The organism is Bartonella sp. HY328 (assembly GCF_025449335.1).
Lineage (GTDB): Bacteria > Pseudomonadota > Alphaproteobacteria > Rhizobiales > Rhizobiaceae > HY038.
This window is the reverse complement of sequence record NZ_CP104883.1, coordinates 1,542,909-1,564,324: the sequence shown is the minus strand read 5'-3', so window position 1 is coordinate 1,564,324 and position 21,416 is coordinate 1,542,909. Positions and strand designations below refer to the sequence as shown.

At 39.8% G+C, this 21,416-nt stretch carries 19 protein-coding genes; 15 read left to right on the top strand and 4 right to left on the bottom strand.

Translation table 11 applies throughout. The annotated features are described in order from the left end of the window. Window positions 1-587: 587 nt before the first annotated feature. Window positions 588-1,922: an NtaA/DmoA family FMN-dependent monooxygenase gene (locus N5852_RS06670; RefSeq protein ID WP_262099623.1), complete on the top strand. Its 1,335-nt coding sequence runs from the start codon at window positions 588-590 to the stop codon at window positions 1,920-1,922. 46 nt (window positions 1,923-1,968) lie between these two features. Here N5852_RS06670 and N5852_RS06665 read toward each other — a convergent pair whose 3' ends face one another. The 3 genes from N5852_RS06665 to N5852_RS06655 form a co-directional block, all read right to left on the bottom strand. After that, on the bottom strand, window positions 1,969-3,291 hold the full coding sequence (locus N5852_RS06665; RefSeq protein ID WP_262099710.1) for a sensor histidine kinase: 1,323 nt from the start codon (window positions 3,289-3,291) through the stop codon (window positions 1,969-1,971). Window positions 3,292-3,431: 140 nt separating this feature from the next. Next, window positions 3,432-4,100, bottom strand: coding sequence for a response regulator transcription factor (locus N5852_RS06660; RefSeq protein WP_262099622.1), 669 nt, complete (start codon window positions 4,098-4,100; stop codon window positions 3,432-3,434). A gap of 66 nt (window positions 4,101-4,166) precedes the next feature. Beyond that, a complete protein-coding gene (locus N5852_RS06655) occupies window positions 4,167-4,406 on the bottom strand; it encodes a hypothetical protein (protein WP_262099794.1) in 240 nt (79 codons plus the stop codon). Between the two features lie 472 nt (window positions 4,407-4,878). On the opposite strand from N5852_RS06655, the gene N5852_RS06650 reads away from it, so the two are divergent. The 13 genes from N5852_RS06650 to N5852_RS06590 all read left to right on the top strand — a co-directional run bounded on the left by N5852_RS06650 (window position 4,879) and on the right by N5852_RS06590 (window position 18,570). Continuing rightward, entirely contained in the window at window positions 4,879-7,062 is a 2,184-nt protein-coding gene (locus N5852_RS06650; protein ID WP_410004252.1) for a transglycosylase domain-containing protein, read from the top strand. Window positions 7,063-7,302: 240 nt separating this feature from the next. Next, window positions 7,303-7,893, top strand: a complete 591-nt coding sequence (locus N5852_RS06645) for a DUF1214 domain-containing protein (RefSeq protein ID WP_262099620.1) — start codon at window positions 7,303-7,305, stop codon at window positions 7,891-7,893. Next, window positions 7,886-8,425, top strand: coding sequence for a DUF1254 domain-containing protein (locus N5852_RS06640; RefSeq protein WP_262099619.1), 540 nt, complete (start codon window positions 7,886-7,888; stop codon window positions 8,423-8,425). The genes N5852_RS06645 and N5852_RS06640 overlap by 8 nt, the downstream gene beginning before the upstream one ends. A 220-nt stretch (window positions 8,426-8,645) precedes the next feature. After that, window positions 8,646-9,407, top strand: a complete 762-nt coding sequence (locus tag N5852_RS06635) for an SDR family oxidoreductase (protein ID WP_262099617.1) — start codon at window positions 8,646-8,648, stop codon at window positions 9,405-9,407. Then, window positions 9,404-11,479, top strand: coding sequence for an excinuclease ABC subunit UvrC (gene uvrC / locus N5852_RS06630; protein WP_262099616.1), 2,076 nt, complete (start codon window positions 9,404-9,406; stop codon window positions 11,477-11,479). The genes N5852_RS06635 and uvrC overlap by 4 nt, the downstream gene beginning before the upstream one ends. Before the next feature lie 62 nt (window positions 11,480-11,541). Next, complete coding sequence (locus N5852_RS06625; protein ID WP_262099615.1) at window positions 11,542-12,081, top strand: NADPH-dependent FMN reductase; 540 nt, start codon at window positions 11,542-11,544, stop codon at window positions 12,079-12,081. A gap of 260 nt (window positions 12,082-12,341) precedes the next feature. Then, window positions 12,342-12,920 (top strand): CDP-diacylglycerol--glycerol-3-phosphate 3-phosphatidyltransferase, encoded by a 579-nt coding sequence (gene pgsA / locus N5852_RS06620; protein WP_262099614.1) that lies wholly within the window; start codon window positions 12,342-12,344, stop codon window positions 12,918-12,920. 85 nt (window positions 12,921-13,005) lie between these two features. Continuing rightward, window positions 13,006-13,257 (top strand): molybdopterin converting factor subunit 1, encoded by a 252-nt coding sequence (moaD, locus tag N5852_RS06615; protein ID WP_262099613.1) that lies wholly within the window; start codon window positions 13,006-13,008, stop codon window positions 13,255-13,257. A 17-nt stretch (window positions 13,258-13,274) separates the two neighbouring features. Then, window positions 13,275-13,739, top strand: a complete 465-nt coding sequence (locus N5852_RS06610) for a molybdenum cofactor biosynthesis protein MoaE (RefSeq protein ID WP_262099709.1) — start codon at window positions 13,275-13,277, stop codon at window positions 13,737-13,739. 325 nt (window positions 13,740-14,064) lie between these two features. Continuing rightward, a complete protein-coding gene (locus N5852_RS06605; protein WP_262099611.1) occupies window positions 14,065-14,625 on the top strand; it encodes an invasion associated locus B family protein in 561 nt (186 codons plus the stop codon). A gap of 375 nt (window positions 14,626-15,000) precedes the next feature. Then, window positions 15,001-15,681: a ribulose-phosphate 3-epimerase gene (gene rpe / locus N5852_RS06600; protein ID WP_262099609.1), complete on the top strand. Its 681-nt coding sequence runs from the start codon at window positions 15,001-15,003 to the stop codon at window positions 15,679-15,681. Between the two features lie 94 nt (window positions 15,682-15,775). Beyond that, window positions 15,776-17,083, top strand: coding sequence for an adenylosuccinate lyase (gene purB, locus N5852_RS06595; RefSeq protein ID WP_262099607.1), 1,308 nt, complete (start codon window positions 15,776-15,778; stop codon window positions 17,081-17,083). A gap of 611 nt (window positions 17,084-17,694) precedes the next feature. Then, window positions 17,695-18,570, top strand: coding sequence for an META domain-containing protein (locus tag N5852_RS06590; RefSeq protein ID WP_262099606.1), 876 nt, complete (start codon window positions 17,695-17,697; stop codon window positions 18,568-18,570). 110 nt (window positions 18,571-18,680) lie between these two features. Here N5852_RS06590 and ndk read toward each other — a convergent pair whose 3' ends face one another. Then, on the bottom strand, window positions 18,681-19,103 hold the full coding sequence (ndk, locus tag N5852_RS06585; RefSeq protein WP_262099605.1) for a nucleoside-diphosphate kinase: 423 nt from the start codon (window positions 19,101-19,103) through the stop codon (window positions 18,681-18,683). Window positions 19,104-19,351: 248 nt separating this feature from the next. Here ndk and N5852_RS06580 point away from each other — a divergent pair, with 248 nt between their 5' ends. Next, window positions 19,352-21,238 (top strand): ABC-F family ATP-binding cassette domain-containing protein, encoded by a 1,887-nt coding sequence (locus tag N5852_RS06580; RefSeq protein ID WP_262099604.1) that lies wholly within the window; start codon window positions 19,352-19,354, stop codon window positions 21,236-21,238. Window positions 21,239-21,416: the final 178 nt, after the last annotated feature.

Here is a 21,416-nt window from a genome sequence, read left to right as displayed (position 1 = left end):
GTGAATAACTAGAGCATTTTTGAAAAACTGTGAAGCTATACCAGTGAAAAAAATACGATAAAATCAATCAAATATAACATTTAAACAAAATAAATTGGAAAAACATTGCTCTATTATTGTATTTTTAGTTTTATGCTTTTCATATAAAGATAGTTGGAGACAAATTGTCGCTATATTAATGCCTCAAAAACACAAAAAAAGCTATGCTGACAATAAGTTGTTAAGTCATGCATTAAAAAACTGCTTTACTGAGCAACGATTTGACTTTCTAATTTTGTATTCTTTGCTATTTCAACTAAACAATTTGGGCTATCTCAATTAAACAATTTGGCAAATTGCCATTAGCTCGCAATAATTTGACTCGCATTCCTTTTTAAATAGGCCATTTTAGTAAACAACCTGAATAGTCAACATAGCAATAAATTCGATTTTACTTTATTGCAAACTACAATAGTAAACACGAATAAATACCAGCGTGGCTTTATTGTTTATGACCGGAATTTCGTTTATGAGCCATAAATCCATAACCATGATATTTTATAATAGAACCCTTTTTTTTAAGTTGATAATTCTAGATGGATAATGCCATGAGACGCATGCATATAAATACAATGATCTATGGACTTGGCAGCCATATATCGGCATGGCGGCTTCCTGAAATAGACCCACTTGCAGTAACCAAGCTTGGTTATTGGCAAAATCTTGCTCAAAGCGCAGAAAAATTTCGGTTTGACGCCATATTTCTTGGGGAAATTTTAGCACTTCATCATGAATCTCCAGCTGAAATTATCGGTTCGCTTGATCCTATTCTTGTTTTATCAGCAATCGCTTCTGTCACCCAATCAATCGGACTAATTGGCACGTCATCGACCACCTATGACCACCCTTTTCATATAGCTAGACGCTTTGCTTCGCTTGATCACATTAGCAATGGACGGGCAGGATGGAATATTGTTACGTCTTCCACTCTTCCTGAGGCTAAAAATTTTGGACGAGATGTCCTTGCCCCCCATGAAGAGCGCTATGCAAGGGCAAAAGACGTGGTCGAGGCTGCATCTTATTTATGGTCGAGCTGGAAGCCAAATGCGCGGTTAGCCGACAAGGAAAGCGGCGTATATTTTCAAGCTGAAGCGGTTGAAAAAGCTAATTATCGTGGCCATTACATACGTAGTTCGGGGCCTCTCACCGTTCCGCCTTCACCTCAAGGACACCCAATTCTTACTCAAGGTGGCATATCGAATTATGGTAGAGATTTTGCTAGTCGATATGCAGATATTTCGTTTACTGTGCAATGTCATTTAGATGACGCACAGGATTTTTATAAAGATATAAAACAACGCGCGGTGCAATCTGGTCGCGGACAAGGAAAAATTTTGGTATTTCCTGGCCTTGTGCCTGTTATTGCCGACACTTATAGCGCAGCAGAGCAAAAAATAGCGAGACTTAACGATCTTGCTCCGGCAAATTTTGCTTGGAACGAGCTGTTTAAAATATTGGGCTTTGATCTTTCACAATATAATCTTAGTGATCCATTGCCGACATGTGTCCTAGATAAGGCAGAGGATCCGCAGACCCCAGGGCGAGCAAAACTGTTACTTAACGCAGCAAAACGCAATAATTATAGTTTGCAAGAGTTTAAGGCACGTTTTTTATGTTCACGCGGTCACCTTCTTTTAATGGGGCCACCCAATAAAATAGCTGATGATATGCAAAAATGGTTTGATGAAGAAGCCGCAGATGGTTTTAATGTCATATTCCCAATATTGCCCAATGAACTTGATCTATTTGGAAAAACAGTTATTCCCATTCTTGAAGAGCGCAAGTTACGCACGCCACCAATTGCTGGTGAAACCTTGCGTCAGCGATATAACTTACCCGATTATGAATTACTAAAAGCGGCATCATCCGTTATTCTGATTTAAAAAAATGTTTAAAATACGATATTATCCTCAAATGAATAACTTGGCTTCAATCTTCTGCAACTGGTAAATAAATACGGATACGCAATCCCCCTAATTGTGAGCGATCAAGTTTAAGTTCGCCGCCATATTCGCGCACTGTATCAACCACAATAGATAGCCCCAGACCTGTACCAGGCACGGTTTCATCTAATCTTCGTCCACGCTTTAAAGCTTCACTAATATCACTTTCATCAAGGCCTCGACCATCATCTTCAATACAAATTATAAATCTTTTAGGAGATTTATCGTCACGATCAGCCAATGCTAAATCTATTTTAATAAGACTGACAGCCCATTTGGCAGCATTTTCTAAAAGATTACCAATAATTTCTTCGATATCTTCTTTTTCACCGGCAAAAATAATCTGCCCGTTATATAATTGGCTTTCAATTTGCTTATCAGGATTAAGTTTGCGCATAACACGAATAATCGGCTCTAAAGTTGGTACCATATCCGTGCGGTAAACAACACTATCACGCTGGGCCGCTATTCGCGCCCGTTCAAGATAATGCTTAATCTGAACTTGCATTGCTAAACTTTGTTCGCGAATGATTTTTCCTTGTTGGCCACCAATTTTTTCAGCTTCATTACTCAAGACGGCGAGCGGTGTTTTAAGTGAATGAGCAAGATTACCAACTTGAGTTCGAAATCGCTCAACAATACGTTGATTATTATCGATAAGCGCATTCATCTCACGCGCAAGAGGTGCAATTTCTAGCGGTAAATTTGTGTCAAGCCTATCTGCTTTACCAGTACGAATAGCCTTTAAGGTTTTGCGCACCCTAAAAAGCGGCGAAAGGCCAAGCAATATAACAATAACATTGATAATAATACTGGCGATACAAAGGCCAGCAAGATAAAAACTCATTGTATCGCGGAATTTTATAAATTGTTTTTCAACTTCATAAAGATTACCAATGATGCGAAACCTTGCCACACGATCTTCCTGATCAAGTAGCACATCACCTTCTACAACCAATACATCCTGCCCTTGGAAACCTTTGGCTCGATACGAGCGCATAAAATGGCTATCAAAAGGCACTTCACTTTCAGATGGTGATAATACACGCCCGGCCCCACTGCTATAAGATTGCAATCTGCCACGCAAATTAGAAGAGACGGCCGTCACTTCCCAAAACCAACCCGAATTTGCATCTGTATATCTGATATCTCCAAGCTCGGGCTTACCGCGCAAAACACCTTGTGGCGAAACATCTACAAAACCGATAAGTGAGTATAAATGGGCAGATAGCAAATCTTCAAAGCTTTGTTCATTTGCTTCGCGATAAAGGGCTGATGCAGTAAAGGCGACAATTATCAAGGCCACCATTACCCAAAGGGTTGAGAATATCCCCAAGCGTAAGGTAAAGGATCTTCTGGAGAAAAAATTCAAAATAGCGCCTTTTGTGATTTTTTTAACTCAACCCATTGAATAGAAAAATAAAAAAGAAAATATATATAAATAATCAATCAAACAGCGGTTGGTTTCTTCAAACGATAGCCCATACCACGAATAGTCTCAATAATATCAACCCCAAGCTTTTTACGTAAACGCCCAACAAATACCTCAATAGTATTGGAATCTCGATCAAAATCTTGATCATATAAATGCTCAACCAATTCAGTTCTCGATATTACCTCACCCTCATGATGCATGAGATAAGCAAGCAAACGATATTCGTGGGAGGTAAGCTTGATAATTTGATTGTCTACAGTCACTTTGGAAGTCTTCGTATCCAAAAACACTGGGCCACAATGAAATTCGCTTGAAGCGTGACCGCTAGAACGCCTAATCAAAGCGCGCAACCTAGCTAAAACCTCTTCCATATGAAATGGCTTTGCAACATAATCATCAGCGCCAGCATCAATGCCAGCTACTTTATCAGACCATCTATCGCGCGCAGTCAATAATAAAACTGGCATGCGATGTCCGTCTTTTCGCCATTCTTCCAAAACCTTGATGCCGTCCTTAATTGGTAAGCCAATATCAAGAATTACGGCATCATAAGGTTCTGTATCACCAAGGAAGTGGCCTTCCTCACCGTCGAAAGCACAATCAGCAACATAACCAGCCTCAGTCACTGCCTCCACAAGCTGGCGGTTCAATTCCCGATCATCTTCAACAATTAAAATACGCATTAAAAAATCCGATTTTAGACCAAATAGCGACCAAACTAAAATTCAATTTATTTGATGAATTAAGTCTTAATTAGCTGGTACCGCAACTTCTACACGGCGAGGCTGCTCTCCATTCCGACCAGGAATAATAACTACCACGACGCAAACATCTTTACCATTTTGAACGGTTGGCGTCGCCTTAGAGAGCTGACCACCTTGTTCATCGGCAATTTTCTGACCCACTGCATTGCAATCTGCTGCCAAAGCAGGGGAAATGCTAATGCTAGTTAAACCAAGTGCAATAATTGAATATGTAAGTTTTTTCATCATGACCCTCTTATAATATAGTTTACCTGAATATTGCATGAACAGCGACCAACTGTCCTTTATAAATATCCGGCATAAAAACAATCATAGCCTTCAGATAATAAAACCTACTTGATAAAATTTTTGCAAGTAGAATCACTTTTCTGAAAATGACATTAATCAATTGATTTAACCATTTAAACTTTTTGTGCAAGAACAGAACGATTAAAGCATATAATCCGTTTTTTTTGCTGGTTTTATCACGGTCAACTAGCGCAGACCGATAATATAACCATTATAAAATAAACTAATTATATTAGAATCCCCTATAATTAGCATTAACCAAATTGCGATTTTTTTAAGTCTCAATCACCAAATTTTAACGATAATGATTGTAATGGAGGCAGTGAAAGGTTAAAAACTTTCACAGGAAATTTAATTAAAAAATAAGCATATAACGGATTTAAATCAATATAATTACTCTATCTAACCCATAGGCAGGCGCAGTATAATGGTCGGTCGGAAACAAAAATCAAAGGGTACAAAAACCGGTAAAGGCTTTCGCAGTCCTTTATTTATCGGTTTAGACGCTTGGGTTGATAATGCATTATATAAATTTTCCTATTCCTTTGGTCGCATTTGGGATCGACTTTCAATTTTTTCAAAGAAGTTCAGAGTTCGTGGTAAAAAACGATTTTTCGTTGAAATAGCCGACGAAGCAATGACACTTGGTCTTATTGGCTTGACATTATTTGTCGTTTTGGGACTATCCGTCTATAAGGCCACTGATGGCGACTGGCGTGCACCTGATGAATTTGCCATGACTATGCTTGATCGCCATAATAATATAATTGGGCAACGTGGTGCAATGCATGCAGAAAATATTGCCATTGACGATATGCCAGATTTCGTTATTAAGGCTGTTCTTGCCACGGAGGATCGCCGTTTTTTTGAGCATTGGGGTATAGATTTTTATGGCCTTTCGCGTGCTCTTAGCCAAAACATGCGTGCAAATGGTGTGGTTCAAGGTGGCTCCACCCTTACCCAGCAATTAGCCAAGAATGTATTTCTATCCAATGAGCGAACCTTTAAACGTAAGGTCAAAGAGGCCTATCTAGCGCTTTGGCTAGAAGCCAATCTTAGTAAAAAAGAAATATTACAGCTTTACCTTGACCGCGCTTATATGGGCGGCGGTAATTTTGGTATTGCATCAGCAGCAAAATATTATTTTGGTAAAGATATAAGAGACGTATCACTTTCAGAAGCTGCAATGCTTGCTGGACTATTTAAAGCACCGGGCAAATATGCCCCCCATATTAATTTACCAGCCGCCCGTGCCCGTGCCAATGTTGTTTTATCTAATTTAGTAGATGCTGGCTTTATGGGTGATGGTGAAGTAGCAGCTGCGCGACTTCACCCTGCAACGGTTGTTGCCAGCCTTAATAATGATGCCCCCGACTATTTCCTTGATTGGATCTATGATGAAGTGCAAAAAATGGGCGATAAATTATCGACCCGTATGCTAGTGGTGCGCACAACCCTTGATCTTGGCTTGCAAAAAGCTGCGGAAGAATCGGTTGAATATCACATCAGCCAATATGGCAAGCAATATCGCGCAACCCAAGCATCAACGGTAATTATCGAAAATGATGGTTCAGTACGCGCGATGGTTGGCGGCGTTGACTATGCCAAAAGCCAGTTTAACCGTGCAGCCCATGCGCAGCGCCAAGCTGGCTCATCCTTTAAGCCATATGTTTATGCAATAGCAATGGAGCATGGTCTTACGCCACAAACAGTAATATCAGACGCGCCAATAAACTGGGCAGGATGGCAGCCACGAAATTATGGCCGCGGTTATGCTGGGCGCGTTGATCTTGCAACAGCGCTCGTCAAATCTTTAAACACTGTACCGGTGCGCATCACTTATCAATACCTTAACCGCTCCACTAAAGAAATTGTGGATCTTGTTGAAGCAATGGGCATAGAATCTCCCATTAGCTCGCATAAAACTATGGTTCTTGGCACCTCTGGCATGACACCGCTTGATCAAGCCACTGGCTTTAATGTTTTTGCCAATGGCGGCATGGCTGGCAATCGTCATGGCTTTACCCAAATCATGACTGAAGACGGCCGCATCTTATGGGATTGGCAACGCGATGGCGAAAAACCTCACCGCGTCATGAGTGAAAAAGCCACCCAAGCAATCAATTCCATGCTTGTACAAGTCCCAGAACGCGGAACCGGTCGCCGTGCCGCCCTACCCATGACGCGCGTTGCCGGCAAAACTGGTACATCACAAAATTATCGCGATGCATGGTTTGTAGGCTATACGGGAAATTATTCCGCCGCGGTTTGGATGGGGAATGATAACTTTACTCCAATGAGCAGATTAACCGGTGGCGTAGTACCAGCTATGATTTGGCAGCGCATGATGCTATATGCTCATCACAATATTGAATTAAAGCCACTTTATGGGGTAGAAAACCATATTTCCAACAATCAAAATATTGTTGCCAATACTGCAGATACATCGCCATCTGCGAACCTGCCGCAAGTATTATCACCAGCTTCGATTGGAATTTTAAAAGAGATTAAAGACGCCTTATCATCACCACCAGAATTTAACGGTATTGATCGCACGCGCCTCGTATCCTCCGATATCCAACAAATCCGATAAAAGATGATATTTAGACATTTTTCTAAAGTGAGAACTTATTTTAAAGATAATGGATTGGCAAACAGACCTTTAAAAAGCAATTTTCCCATATGCTAAGCATATTTAATACTAAATTATAGTATTTGCGATTTTAATGGTGCGAGGAATTATGATATTGCCTTTAAACATATTGTAAGCCTAAAAGCAGTAGATCTATAGGCCGATTATTTTGCAAGCATTTTATTAGAACCATTGGTATTCATGATACGTTACATAATTTCTGTTGTCATAGCTTTGTTCATTGCCATTCCTAGCGGCTTTTATGGAAGTGAATATATATTTAAAAACTTTGGCGGATTTTCACAATTCACTATTAACTCGTGGCATGCTGCACCACTTGCTGGTACTATTGAAGCAGATGTCTATGCAAGAGCGCACCGCTTGCAACAAAACGCCTTTGCTCTTGGAAGAGCTGAAGGATTAACATTTCACGCTTGGCGCGACACGGAAGACAAGCCCCTTAACTCCAATTGCAATTATAAAATTACTGGCCAATTGCCTGCTTTGCGATTTTTTACCCTTTATGCCATTGATGAAAATGCTCGCCCGCTTGATGCAGCCCCCCCCTATTTGGCCAAACTAAACTCAGATGCGCTTATTTTTGAAAGCAATGGCGATATAGAAATTGCAATCTCGTCTACAGCCAAGGCCGGCAATTGGCTTTATGTCGCGCCAAGCAAGCATTACGGCCTTGTTATGACACTTTATGATACACCGGTCGCTTCAGAAACAGGTTTGGTCAATCCAATATTGCCAAAAATTGAACGCATAAAGGATGGCCGCTGTGATTAGAATTTTTTATATTGCATTGATGGCCGTTTTGGGTGCAATTATCGTCCATATTACGCTATTATTTCTATATCCAACATTGCAGCAACAAGTCTTTTGGGGGGAAATAAAACAATTGGCACCTGCTAATCAGTTTACCGCTTTGCCTGCCCAAAACTCAATCATTCAAGAAACAGATCCAATTGCCCAAATAAGATTATGTCATTTTGACCTAAGCAATAATCCTATTCATTTTTATGCAAAAGGTAATGTCGCTTTTTGGTCACTTTCGATTTATAATGACAAAGGCGATAATCTTTATAGCATTAATGACCGCACCTCACCTGATCAAATATTAGATCTTGTGCTTGGCGATCCGATTCAAATTATGGATTATCGTCAAATAATAGCTGACAAGATAAAAAAACCGGTCCTTACCCAACAGAGCTTAGATCGCGGATTTGCAATTTTACGTGTTTTAAAACCTAGCAACGATTGGCAAAAAAATATCGACACATTTTTCAGTTCAGCAAAATGCAGTGAGATATCGGATTAATTACGATACCGCCAATATTTAGCCTATCAAAACTGGGCATGTTTTGAAACACTAAAATACGCCTTATAAATTCAATCAATATAATTTTTGTCGCCTGTCCATCCAGTTGAACAATCGCAATATGCACTCTATATAAGCAACGTCATATGGAAAATAATGGCAAAAAACCCATACAATATAGACTTAAACCTACGGCCCTAATGAAAGAGATCTACATCTAATGAATAATCGCCAAGCTGTAGCATTGATTACCGGTGGCGCTAAGCGTCTTGGAGCTGCAATAGCTGAAGATCTTGCTCGGCACGGTTTTCAGGTCGCGATCCATTATAATGACTCCAAAGACGAAGCAGAAGAATTTGTTGACAAATTGCGCGAGGGCGGGCTGCAAGCTAGAGCATTTCAATGTGATCTTTTAACCGTTAATTTAGACAGTTTCATGCAGTTGATTAGTGATGAAATGGGGCCTATCGCCCTATTAGTCAATAATTCGTCGATTTTTCTAGCTGATAGTATTGGTCATTTTGATGAACAAATCTGGGATAATCATTTCAACCTGCATGTTAAAGTACCTGTTATGCTTGCCAATGCGATGCATAAATTACTGCCCTTGGACCACAAGGGCCTAATCATTAATATGATAGATCAAAGGGTTTTAAAACTAAATCCCAATTTCATCTCCTATACATTATCAAAATCAGCACTATGGACGGCGACACAAACCCTCGCACAAGCCCTTGCACCGCGTATTAGGGTCAATGCCATTGGCCCCGGCCCTAGCCTTAAAAGCCCACGTCAAAGTGAAGAAGATTTTGACAAACAATGCCATGCACTTTTATTGGAACATGGTCCCCAATTAACTGAGTTTGGCGCAACCATACGTTATTTATGGCAAACCCAATCAGTTACCGGACAAATGATTGCCCTTGACGGCGGCCAACATCTTGCTTGGCAAACTCCTGATGTAATTGGGCAAAATGAATGAATGAACTTAAGAAACCTAATCATGGCGATATTGATTCACTGGAACTAAACGACCCTGCGGACAATGATCTTGCAGGACAAAATTATGCGCTTACCAATAGTGATGTGGATGACACAAATAATGAAGACTTGTATGAAGCAAGCGCCGACGCAGTGCAAGCTATAGAATGGGAAAACTCAGAAGAAGAACGCGATAGCGATGGACTAACGGGCGCGCAGCTTATAGCCGCTTTTGTAAAGCGCCTACCCAACAAGGCCGGTGTTTATCGTATGTTTGATAAAAACAATGAAGTGCTATATGTCGGTAAAGCCCGCAACTTAAAAAAGCGTGTTGCCAATTATACTCGCCCTACTGGCCATTCTAACCGCATCAGCCGCATGATCCGTGCGACCCATAATATGGAATTTGTGGTTACCAATACTGAAACTGAAGCGCTTTTATTAGAAGCTAATCTTATCAAAAGGTTACGGCCAAGATATAATGTTTTACTTCGGGACGACAAATCCTTCCCCTACATCGTTCTGACCAAGAACCATCGAGCCCCCGGCTTATTTAAGCATCGCGGTGCACGCAGCCAAAAAGGTGATTATTTTGGCCCATTTGCCTCAGCCGGAGCGGTAAACCACACGATAAACAGTTTACAGCGTGCTTTTTTATTACGTACTTGCACTGATTCAGTATTAGAAACACGCACCCGCCCTTGCCTTTTATATCAAATCAAACGCTGTTCTGGCCCATGTACCAATGAAATATCTGAAAATGACTATGCGCTTTTAGTCAAAGAGGCAAAGGATTTTCTTTCAGGTAAAAGCCATGCGGTTAAAGAGGATATGCTGAAATCCATGCAGCATGCGTCACAAATGTTGGATTTTGAGCACGCAGCAGTTTATCGTGACCGCCTTGCTGCCCTTGCTCATATTCAAGGCCACCAAGGCATTAATCCGCAAGGGGTTGATGAAGCCGATGTCTTTGCCTTGCACTTTGAAGGTGGGCAAAGCTGTATTCAAGTATTTTTCTTCCGGACAGGGCAAAATTGGGGCAACCGCGCTTATTTCCCAAAAGCCGATTCATCCATTTCTACAAGTGAAATATTATCAGCTTTTATCGCCCAATTTTATGATGACAAGCCAATTCCATCACTGATTTTGATCAGCGAAGCAATTGAAGAAGAAGAGCTTCTCTCCCAAGCTCTAACCTTAAAAGCAAATCGCAAAGTCACAATATCGCAACCGCAACGCGGTGAAAAAAAAGAATTGGTCGATCACGCGCTTACCAATGCCCGCGAAGCATTGGGGCGGCGATTAGCCGAAACCTCCACTCAAGCTCGCCTTTTACAAGGCTTTGCGGAAACATTTAAACTAGACCATGTGCCAAAACGTATCGAGGTCTATGATAATTCACATATTATGGGAACCAACGCCGTTGGCGGCATGATAGTTGCTGGCCCTGAAGGATTTGTCAAAAACCAATACCGAAAATTCAATATAAAATCTCAAGACATCACGCCGGGCGATGACTATGGTATGATGCGTGAAGTGATGGAGCGGCGGTTTTCCCGACTATTGAAGGAAAATGGTTTACCTGTTGAAAATATTAGCCAAGATGATGATAGTTTTCCGCCATGGCCTGATGTCATTTTAATTGATGGCGGCCAAGGACAAATGAAAGTTGTCCATGAAGTTCTACGCGAATTAGAAATAAATGACGTGATGATCGCTATCGGCGTTGCTAAAGGTATGGATCGTGAAGCTGGCCGTGAACGTTTTTTTGTAGAAGGCAAGCCATCATTTACATTGCCTCCCCGTGATCCAGTTCTATATTTCATTCAAAGACTACGCGATGAGGCGCACCGTTTTGCCATTGGCACCCACCGTGCCAAACGTAAAAAAGAAATGATTAAAAATCCACTTGATGAAATTGAAGGTATTGGGCCTGCTCGTAAACGCGCCTTATTAAGCCATTTTGGTACCGCCAAAGCAGTATCACGCGCGGCTCTTGAAGACCTTATGCGCGTTGAAGGCATATCGCAATCAATAGCAAAGCTCATCAGTGATCATTTTAATGAAAAATAACAATATTTTTTAGTTTTTTGATTTTTAATAAATATGAATTTGTTACCCCACAGGAAACATAGATGAAACCGCATATTCAAATCATCATTGGTAGTGTTCGCAAAGGGCGTATAGGGCCTCATATTGCAAATTGGATAAACAAGGAAATTGCTACCGATTTTTCAACCGAAATTATTGATTTAAAAGATTGGCATTTGCCAATGGATGATGAGCCTAATTTGCCAGCAGATGGTATTTATATTAATGATCATACAAAATTATGGAGTAAAAAAATATCCGGCGGTGATGCTTATATATTTGTTTTTCCGCAATATAATTGGGGTTATCCGGCAGCTTTAAAAAATGCTATCGATCATCTTTATCACGAATGGGCTGATAAGCCGGCAGTGATCGTTAGCTATGCCAATATGGGAGGCGGCAAAGCTGCAAACCAATTAAGAGAAGTTTTACAAAGTGTACATATCAAGGTCACAACAAGTAACATAGAAATAAAACTTTCTGAAATTGACTTTAGCCAAAATATTAGTGATGATACCTATTCGAAAATTTTATCAAAATACAAAGATAATTTAATTCTAGAAACCAATAAGATGTTTAAATAAATTTAAAATGTAAATTTTATAAATTTACAATTTAATATATTAGCATTTCAATCAAATAATATTATTTAAATCCTAAATGAAAGCATATTAAATGAATTTAATATTATATTTAATACAAGGAATATTTATTTAAATATGATATTTTTTATGGAAAAAATTTTAATAATAAAACTATTTTAAATTTTCTGTCATTTTACAACGCGATTAAGACATGCTAGTAAAATATAAAGCTCTCTAGAAGTTGGAATACGGCGCAACGCATGAAAAATAATGCTCTTTCTTTTCCTAATATATTGACCTATGCGCGTATTCTAGCCGTGCCTATGGTTGTGCTTTGTTTTTTTCATGAAGGTGAATGGAAGCCATCAAACTCAGCCCATTGGGCTGCATTTATTATTTTTGTAGTTGCAAGTATAACCGATTTTTTTGATGGTTATCTTGCACGCATGTGGAAACAAACCTCAAATATAGGTCGCATGCTTGATCCAATTGCCGATAAATTGCTCGTATCTACCTGCCTTTTAGTGTTGGCAGCGAACGGAACCATTGCAGGCTGGTCACTTTGGGCAGCAATCATCATTCTTTGCCGCGAAATACTGGTTTCAGGTTTACGTGAATATCTAGCTGAATTAAAAGTAGGTGTTCCGGTTTCGCGCCTAGCAAAATGGAAAACCACCGTTCAAATGATAGCGTTAATGATTTTGCTGATTGGTGAAGCTGGCGAACCTTATTTTTACTACACAACTCAACTCGGCCTTGTTTTATTGTGGATTGCAGCAATATTGACTTTAATTACGGGCTGGGATTATTTCAGGGCTGGATTGAAGCATATAATTTAGGGTTTAATCATCACTGAAATGCTTTGGCTGCGTTTTTCCACTCTCTAATTACAGCGCTTAAATATTTGTCTAAGGAAATTTAAATATGAAACTGGTATATTTTGCATGGGTCAGAGAAAAAATTGGCGCTGCAGAAGAAAATATTGAGTTGCCGGAAGCGGTCAAAGACATTAGCGAGCTTTTTTCATTTTTAAAAAATAGTGATGAAAAATATGCGGCAGCCTTTGAAAATCAGGCAATCATTAATGTTGCAATAGACCATGAACAAGTATCTCACGATACTCTTATTGCAGGCGCACAAGAAATTGCTTTTTTTCCTCCGATGACAGGAGGCTGATATTGACTAATAGCAAAATGGAAAACATCTTCATCAGTATCCAAGACAAAAATTTTGATGTTAATGATGAAATTGCACGATTAACCAATAACAATAAAAACATTGGTGCGGTAGTCAGTTTTTTAGGCCTTTGCCGCGATGAAGCTGGTACGCTAAAAGCTTTAGAACTTGAGCATTACCCCAATATGGCAGTAAAGCAAATTACAAAAATGGCCGAAAACGCTGCACAGCAGTGGGAGCTTGATGCCGTAACAGTTATTCACCGTCATGGTCTTATTGAAGTAGGCGAAAATATTGTTTTAGTAATCACCGCCTCAAAACATCGCAGCGCAGCTTTTCAATCTGCCAACTTCATTATGGATTACTTAAAGACCGATGCACCGTTTTGGAAAAAAGAACATAGAAAAGACGGCACTATCGGCAATTGGGTTGAAGCGAAACAAGATGACCAAATAAAGCGGGATCATTGGCAAAACAGCTAGCCGCATTTTCTTTAAAGGCCGCTTTTATCTTAATTGATATTGTTTAAAAATCGGCTTTCCCTTTGGTAATAAATGATTTATTAAAACAATGTTTTTAATATTATTAAAAAAGAGATATTAAACGCTACTAAAAAGGCGCTTATATAGGTTAAGTTTTCTTTTATATCCTTGTTAGGCTATTCAAGAATAACAGATTATCAAGAACAGGTACAAGTTATGTGTTTTTTGGGGGTAAAAAACATATAGGCTAATTATTTTTATTGGTGTTACTTTTTAAACATCTTTTTACGCGATAATCTATTGCGTGATTCGAGCAGGAGTTCTTATGTCAGCTTTTGGAAATTTTTATAGATCTTTAAATAAAACTATGCGTGCTACAGCTGTAGCCGGATTGTTTGTTTCCCTAGGCATGGCTCCAATGCCGGCTTTTTCACAGTCTGCAAGCCAACAAGATGTTCCGCAAAATCAAACATTCGGTTCTTGGACCAAGGTTTGTTCGCAACCTTCCGGTACGCCCAATATACAATGCGAAATAACCCAAAGTGCGCGCGCCAAAGATCGTCCTGATATTTCTTTTCGCGTGTCTTTTATAAAACGCCCCTCGCAAGAACAAGGCACATTATTACGCGTTATTGTTCCCATTCGCGTCGAGTTGCAGCTGGGGATCGGCATTATGATTGATGGTACAACAGATATGGGAAGTATGCCGTACCGTCGCTGTTTGGGTGATAGCTGTGTTGGTGAAGCACTGCTTAGTAACACCGAGCTTAACGCATTTTTAAATGGTAAAAATGCAACTTTCTACGTCTTCACCACCCCACAAGATGGCGTGGGTGGCATCATCAGTCTTGATGGTGTAAAGGCTGCCTATAACGCGCTGCCATAAGCCTTATTTTACCAATTTGATAAATTTAAGCAATCATCGCCAATATTGATAAAAGCATTTCTAAACACCAAATTGTGTTGAAATGCTTTTATACTTTAGGGCTAACAATATCGACTTTATTAAATGTCACTTGCCATTTAAAAGTCTGTTTAATTACCACCAAACATTTGATTGCATTGACTACGATCATCGCATTTCCTTGCTGACATAAAAATCCTTTTGATTACATTTTATATCTTTTGCGTTATGTTCTATCTTGTATTAAAAGAAATCTAAAAGCACTTCTCATTTTTTCATTTGGATTTATTCAATGCGATTTGAATAAATTTCAAAAATGGCATCTTTGCTAATATTAAGCGCTTATAGGAAATAGCTATGTCCAAAGAAATAATTATTGCACCTTCTATTCTTGCCTCAGATTTCTCAAAACTTGGTCAAGAAGTAAAAGATGTTCTGGCAGCAGGTGCAGATTGGGTTCATATTGATGTCATGGATGGACATTTTGTACCCAATATTACCTTTGGTCCCGATGTTGTAAAAGCTATACGCCCATTGACCGACGCGACTTTTGACGCGCATTTAATGATTGCACCTTGCGATCCCTATATTGAAGCCTTTGCCAAGGCTGGTTGCGATATCATCACCATTCATGCCGAGGCGGGTCCACACTTACATCGATCCCTGCAAGCCATACGCAGTTTTGGAAAAAAGGCTGGCGTAGCGTTAAATCCTGCTACACCTGAAAGCGCACTTGAATATGTTCTTGATGATATTGATCTTATTTTAGTTATGAGCGTAAATCCCGGCTTTGGCGGTCAGAGCTTCATTCCTTCAAGTCTTGAAAAAATAGCACGGGTTAAGGCTATGATTGGCGATCGCCCAATTGAAATAGAGGTTGATGGTGGGGTAACAGCACAAAATGCTGAGGCTATTGCGCGGGCTGGTGCCAATGCTCTTGTTGCTGGTTCTGCCATTTATAAGGGTGGTGACATTGCAACTTACGGGCCGCGCATATCTGCTATTCGGTGCGCTGCTGAAAGCGGTTTGGTGAAATAGGCTATTACCACCAATTTTAGGTCTAGTGTTAAACTATCGATTGTTTTTGTATAAATATTTCAAATAATTCATCTGCCAAACAGGAAAGAAACAAATGATCCCACGTTATTCTCGCCCCGATATGGTTGCTATCTGGTCCCCAGAAACAAAATATCGTATTTGGTTTGAAATTGAAGCTTATGCGTGTAACGCTTTGGCTGAAATTGGCGTTATCCCTAAAGAATCTGCCAAGACCATTTGGGAAAAAGGATCTGCTGCAGTTTTCGACGTTGCCCGTATTGATGAAATTGAAGCGGTTACCAAGCATGACGTCATCGCATTCTTGACCCATCTTGCTGAATTTGTCGGCCCTGATGCCCGCTTTATCCATCAAGGCATGACATCATCAGATGTGCTTGACACCACATTAAACGTTCAATTAATGCGCGCGAGCGACATCCTATTGGATGACCTTGATAAGCTCCTTGCAGCTTTAAAAAAGCGTGCTTTTGAGCATAAGGATACAGTTACCATTGGACGCAGCCACGGTATCCACGCAGAGCCAACAACATTTGGCGTTAAGCTCGCACAAGCCTATGCCGAATTTAACCGCTGTCGTGACCGCCTTGTTTCTGCTAAAAATGAAATTGCTACTTGTGCAATTTCAGGCGCGGTTGGCACTTTTGCCAATATTGATCCACGCGTTGAAGATTATGTTGCAAAATCACTCGGCATGCGCCCAGAGCCGGTTTCAACACAAGTTATTCCTCGTGATCGCCATGCCATGTTTTTCGCAACTTTAGGGGTTATAGCTTCATCTGTTGAGCGTTTATCAATTGAAATTCGCCATTTACAGCGCACTGAAGTGCTCGAAGTTGAAGAATATTTTTCACCTGGCCAAAAAGGCTCATCGGCCATGCCACATAAGCGCAATCCGGTATTAACTGAAAATCTTACCGGTCTTGCACGTATGGTACGCTCTTATGCGATGCCAGCGATGGAAAATGTTGCGCTTTGGCATGAGCGCGATATTTCACACTCATCCGTTGAGCGTTATATTGGACCAGATGCGACAATTACATTGGATTTTGCTTTGGCTCGTCTTACTGGTGTTATTGAAAAGCTTCTTGTCTATCCAGAAAACATGATGAAGAATTTAAATAAATTCCGCGGTCTTGTGCACTCTCAACGCGTATTACTTGCCTTAACACAGGCAGGTGTTAGCCGTGAAGATGCGTACCGCCTTGTGCAGCGCAATGCCATGCGCGTTTGGGAAGAAGGTAAGGATTTCTTAGAAGAATTGCTCAATGATGCGGATGTTCGCAATGCATTATCTGAAGAAGAAATTCGTGAAAAATTTGACCTTGGCTATCATACCAAACAAGTTGACACGATCTTCAATCGCGTATTTGGTATGCACTAACCAATTTAATTAATGCACTAATTTTTAAATAAGTTTTAAACGTACCCAATATTTTATTAAATGCTGGGTGCGTTTTTTAATATCTTACAAACTAGCAAATATTGATTTTAACTTTAGTTTATAAACCTAGCATAAAGCCTAATTTGCATATTTTTTAGTTTTTTTAGCTCGCCTTTTAAAAAGCCATCACAAAAAAAGCGTAAATATAACCTAGCCAACATTTTCAGCTTTTTTTTAAATTTAGCTGACAACCTATGAATCTCACAAGCTTTTGCAGTTTGAAAAATTATTTCATCAATAAGGATGTGCGTTGCCAGCCTTTCGCCTTGTTTTAGTGCTTAATTAACCCTGTTTTGTTATGTTTGTTATCGTGCAACTTTAAAAGAACACAAAAGATGAGGCTTTAAGGAAAGTTGAAGAAAAAAAGGCAGCTATTTTAAACCTTATCTTCCATAATTTACCGAGGTCAAAACAGTTTTTTAATTTGCATGTAAAATTTGATGACGAACAAACAAGACGATTGTTTTTTAAATATACTCCAAACCGTATATTTATCTTGATGGCAAATTTCCGCCAAGCAATTTTTGATAAATGAGGATGAGTTGCATTATATGAAACGTCAATTAATTACTTTTGCTTCTATAGGTGTTGCTCTCGTTGCTTTTTTGCATTTGAGCAAAGACCACATAATGGCAAATTACACTGAAATAAGTGGCGTTGGTCATGCTCATGCTGCTGGCATTGAAAAGCAAATTTTTGGCCAAGTGCATTATGATCAGGCTAGTCCGCTGCCAAGTCAGGCTAATTTGCTGGTGCAACTGATTGACCAAAGTACAGCTGGTTCGCAAAAAGTAATTAGTGAAGCGCGCATTCCTGCAAGCAATTCAGGAAAGACTGAGTTTAAATTACCTATCGAACTTGCAGATTTAAGTAGGGACCATAAATACAGCTTGAAAGCCAGAATTTCTATTGGTGATTCTCTTATCTATGTAAGTGAAACACCAACAATTATTGACCCCAAACAGTCTGGTTACATTATGCGCCTCGCGTCTATTGGTCAGCAAGAATCCGCTCCAAACCAGATAAAAAGTTTAACTGGATCTGAATGGATAGCGCGTGAAATCAATAATATACAACCGCCGCAAGGTTTGAACATAAATTTTACCATAAGCAATCCTATGCAAATGCCAGCATTAGGTATTAATAATAATTCAGCTGTAGCCAATCATTATATTGTCAATGGTTCTGGTGGGTGTAACCGGTTCTTTTCAATGGCACTCATTAACGAGAAAAAAAATACATTGACATTCGATCCACTTGGAATGACATTTATAAGCTGCCCAGAAACGGTTACAGGACAGGAAAACCGTTTCGTTAATATGATTTCAAAAGTACGTAGCTATGAGATTGACAAAGACAATACCCTCAATCTTAAAGATGAATATAATCATATAATTGCGCGTTTTGTTACCAATAATTCGATTTGAAAACCTATTTAATCTCATTTAAAAACTGATCGTCGTTTTTAAAAAAAGCCCGATTAAAAAAATCGGGCTTTTTTATTACATAAATATATGGCTGCTTAATTTAGCAGTCATTATCCAACAACTTCAACCTGTGAGAACCAGTAAGCAATTTCTTCACTTGCTGTTTCTACTGCATCTGAACCGTGAACTGAATTTTCGCCGATTGACAAAGCATGGGCTTTGCGGATTGTGCCTTCTTCTGCATTAGCAGGATTGGTTGCACCCATCAATTCGCGATATTTTGCAATTGCATTTTCACCTTCAAGCACCTGCACTACTGTTGGGCCAGATGACATGAATTCAGTCAATTCTTGGAAGAAAGGACGTTCTTTATGTACTGCATAAAAGCCTTCTGCTTCACGCAAGCTCATCCATACGCGCTTAGAAGCAACAACTTTCAAGCCAGCTTCTTCAATCATAGCTACGATAGCGCCAGTAAGGTTACGGCGGGTTGCGTCAGGTTTAATCATCGAAAATGTGCGTTCAATAGCCATTTTTTCGCCCTTTATAAGTTAAAATCAATTGCATCTGTGGTATAGCGATGTTCGTCATGCTTGCCAAGTGAAGCGAGAAGACTTATATCACTTTCAACATTGTTTTTATACTACATGGCTTTAAAATAATCGGCCAAGTGAGATTTAAACATCATAAATAGACTAAATGCACCTTTGTAGCTTTGATTATGGAGTTTTTTGGGCATTTACAATTTAATAACCACAGACTTACAAAAGGCCAGCTTGAAATGTTGATTTTAGATGATGTTACCGTGCGAATGGCTGGCAAATTATTGATTGACCATAGTAGTGCAATTTTACCAGAGGGCTCGAAAACTGGTTTTGTTGGCCACAATGGTACCGGTAAATCCACTTTATTTAAAGCAATTGTTGGCGAGCTCAGCACGGAAACTGGAAAAATTGTGTTACCAAAAGGCGCTAAGATCGGCCAAGTAGCCCAAGAAGCGCCGGCAACTGCACAATCACTGATTGAAATTGTTTTAGAAGCCGATAAAGAGCGCAATGCTTTAATGCAGGAAGCTGAAACTGCAACGGATCCAATGCGCATCGCTGAGATACATATAAGATTGGCTGATATTGATGCCCATTCGGCTGAAGCGCGTGCGTCGACCATTTTATCTGGCCTTGGCTTTGATAATGAGGCGCAATTGCGCCCAGCATCGTCTTTTTCTGGTGGTTGGCGCATGCGTGTTGCACTAGCAGCTGTTTTATTTGCCGAGCCAGATATTTTATTATTGGACGAACCAACCAACTATCTCGATCTTGAAGGTATAGTGTGGCTTATTGATTATATTAAAAAATATCCTCATACGGTGGTGATTATTAGCCATGATAGAGATCTTTTGAATAGTGCTGCCACATCAATCCTACATCTGGAAAACCAAAAACTTACCTTTTGGCGCGGTAATTATGACCAATTTGAACGTCAACGCGCCGAAACCATGGAACTTCAGCAAAAACAAGCTGTAAAACAAGAAGCGAAAAAAAGCCATATGGAGGCTTTTGTTGCTCGGTTTCGTGCCAAGGCTACCAAGGCGAAGCAAGCGCAATCACGTTTAAAAGCGCTAGAAAAATTAAAGCCAATTACCGTTTGGAAAAGCGAAGGAGTAGAACCATTTAGCTTTCCTAATGCGGAAAAAGTTGCGGCCTCACCAATTATCGCGCTTTCGAATGTCGATGTTGGCTATGAACCGAATAAACCAATTTTGAAAAATCTTGATTTACGAATCGATAATGATGACCGCATCGCTCTTTTGGGATCAAACGGTAATGGTAAATCAACTTTCGCCAAACTCATTGCTGGCCGACTAAAAGGCGAAAGCGGAACCATCACCCTATCACCAAATCTAAAGGTTGCCTTCTTTGCTCAGCATCAGTTAGATGATTTATATCCAGATGAAAATGCCATTGAGCATGTACGGCGTTTAATGCCACAAGAACCTGAAGCTAAAATTCGCTCTCGTGTGGCGCGTATGGGGCTTTCCACCGCTAAGATGATGACCAAAGCAAAAGAATTATCAGGTGGTGAAAAGGCTCGGCTTTTAATGGGGTTGGCGACTTTTGATGGCCCTAATCTTCTCATCCTTGATGAGCCGACCAACCATTTGGATATTGATAGCCGTGCCGAGCTTGTTGAAGCGCTTAACGATTTTAACGGAGCTGTTATTCTTATTGCCCATGATCGCCATTTGATCGACGCAACTATGGATCGTTTGTGGATTGTTCGCGATGGTGGAGTTGGCGTTTATGAGGGCGATATGGATGCTTATCGCATTGAAATTCTCAACTCGAATAAATCTTCTAACTCTAAAAAAAAAGTGATCGCCGAGCCCGAAAAGCCTAAATCAGACCAACGTAAACTTAGTGCTGATAAAAGGCAGGCATTAGCGCCTTTACGCAAAGAAATTCAAAAATACGAAGCGAACATTGAAAAATTGCAGAAAAAAATAGCGAGTTTAGATACGGAATTAAGTGATGGAAGCCTTTATACTTCATCACCCGATAAAGCCTCACAAAAATCAATTGAAAGAGCCAATTACATAAAGCAATTGGAAGAAAGCGAAACCAATTGGCTTTTATTAACCGAAGAATATGAAGCCGCTATCGCTGAATAATAATTGCGAAGAACTATCATGCTTTTTCATGGTAGTTCTTTTTTTCTAACCATTTTTGCAAGCTTTCATATCGATATCACCTGTGACGTCTGATAGGTGAAATTTAACTCGATATATTTAACAACTTTTCTATATCCCCAAAACCAAAATATTTATCGATATTTGGGCACTTTCCATA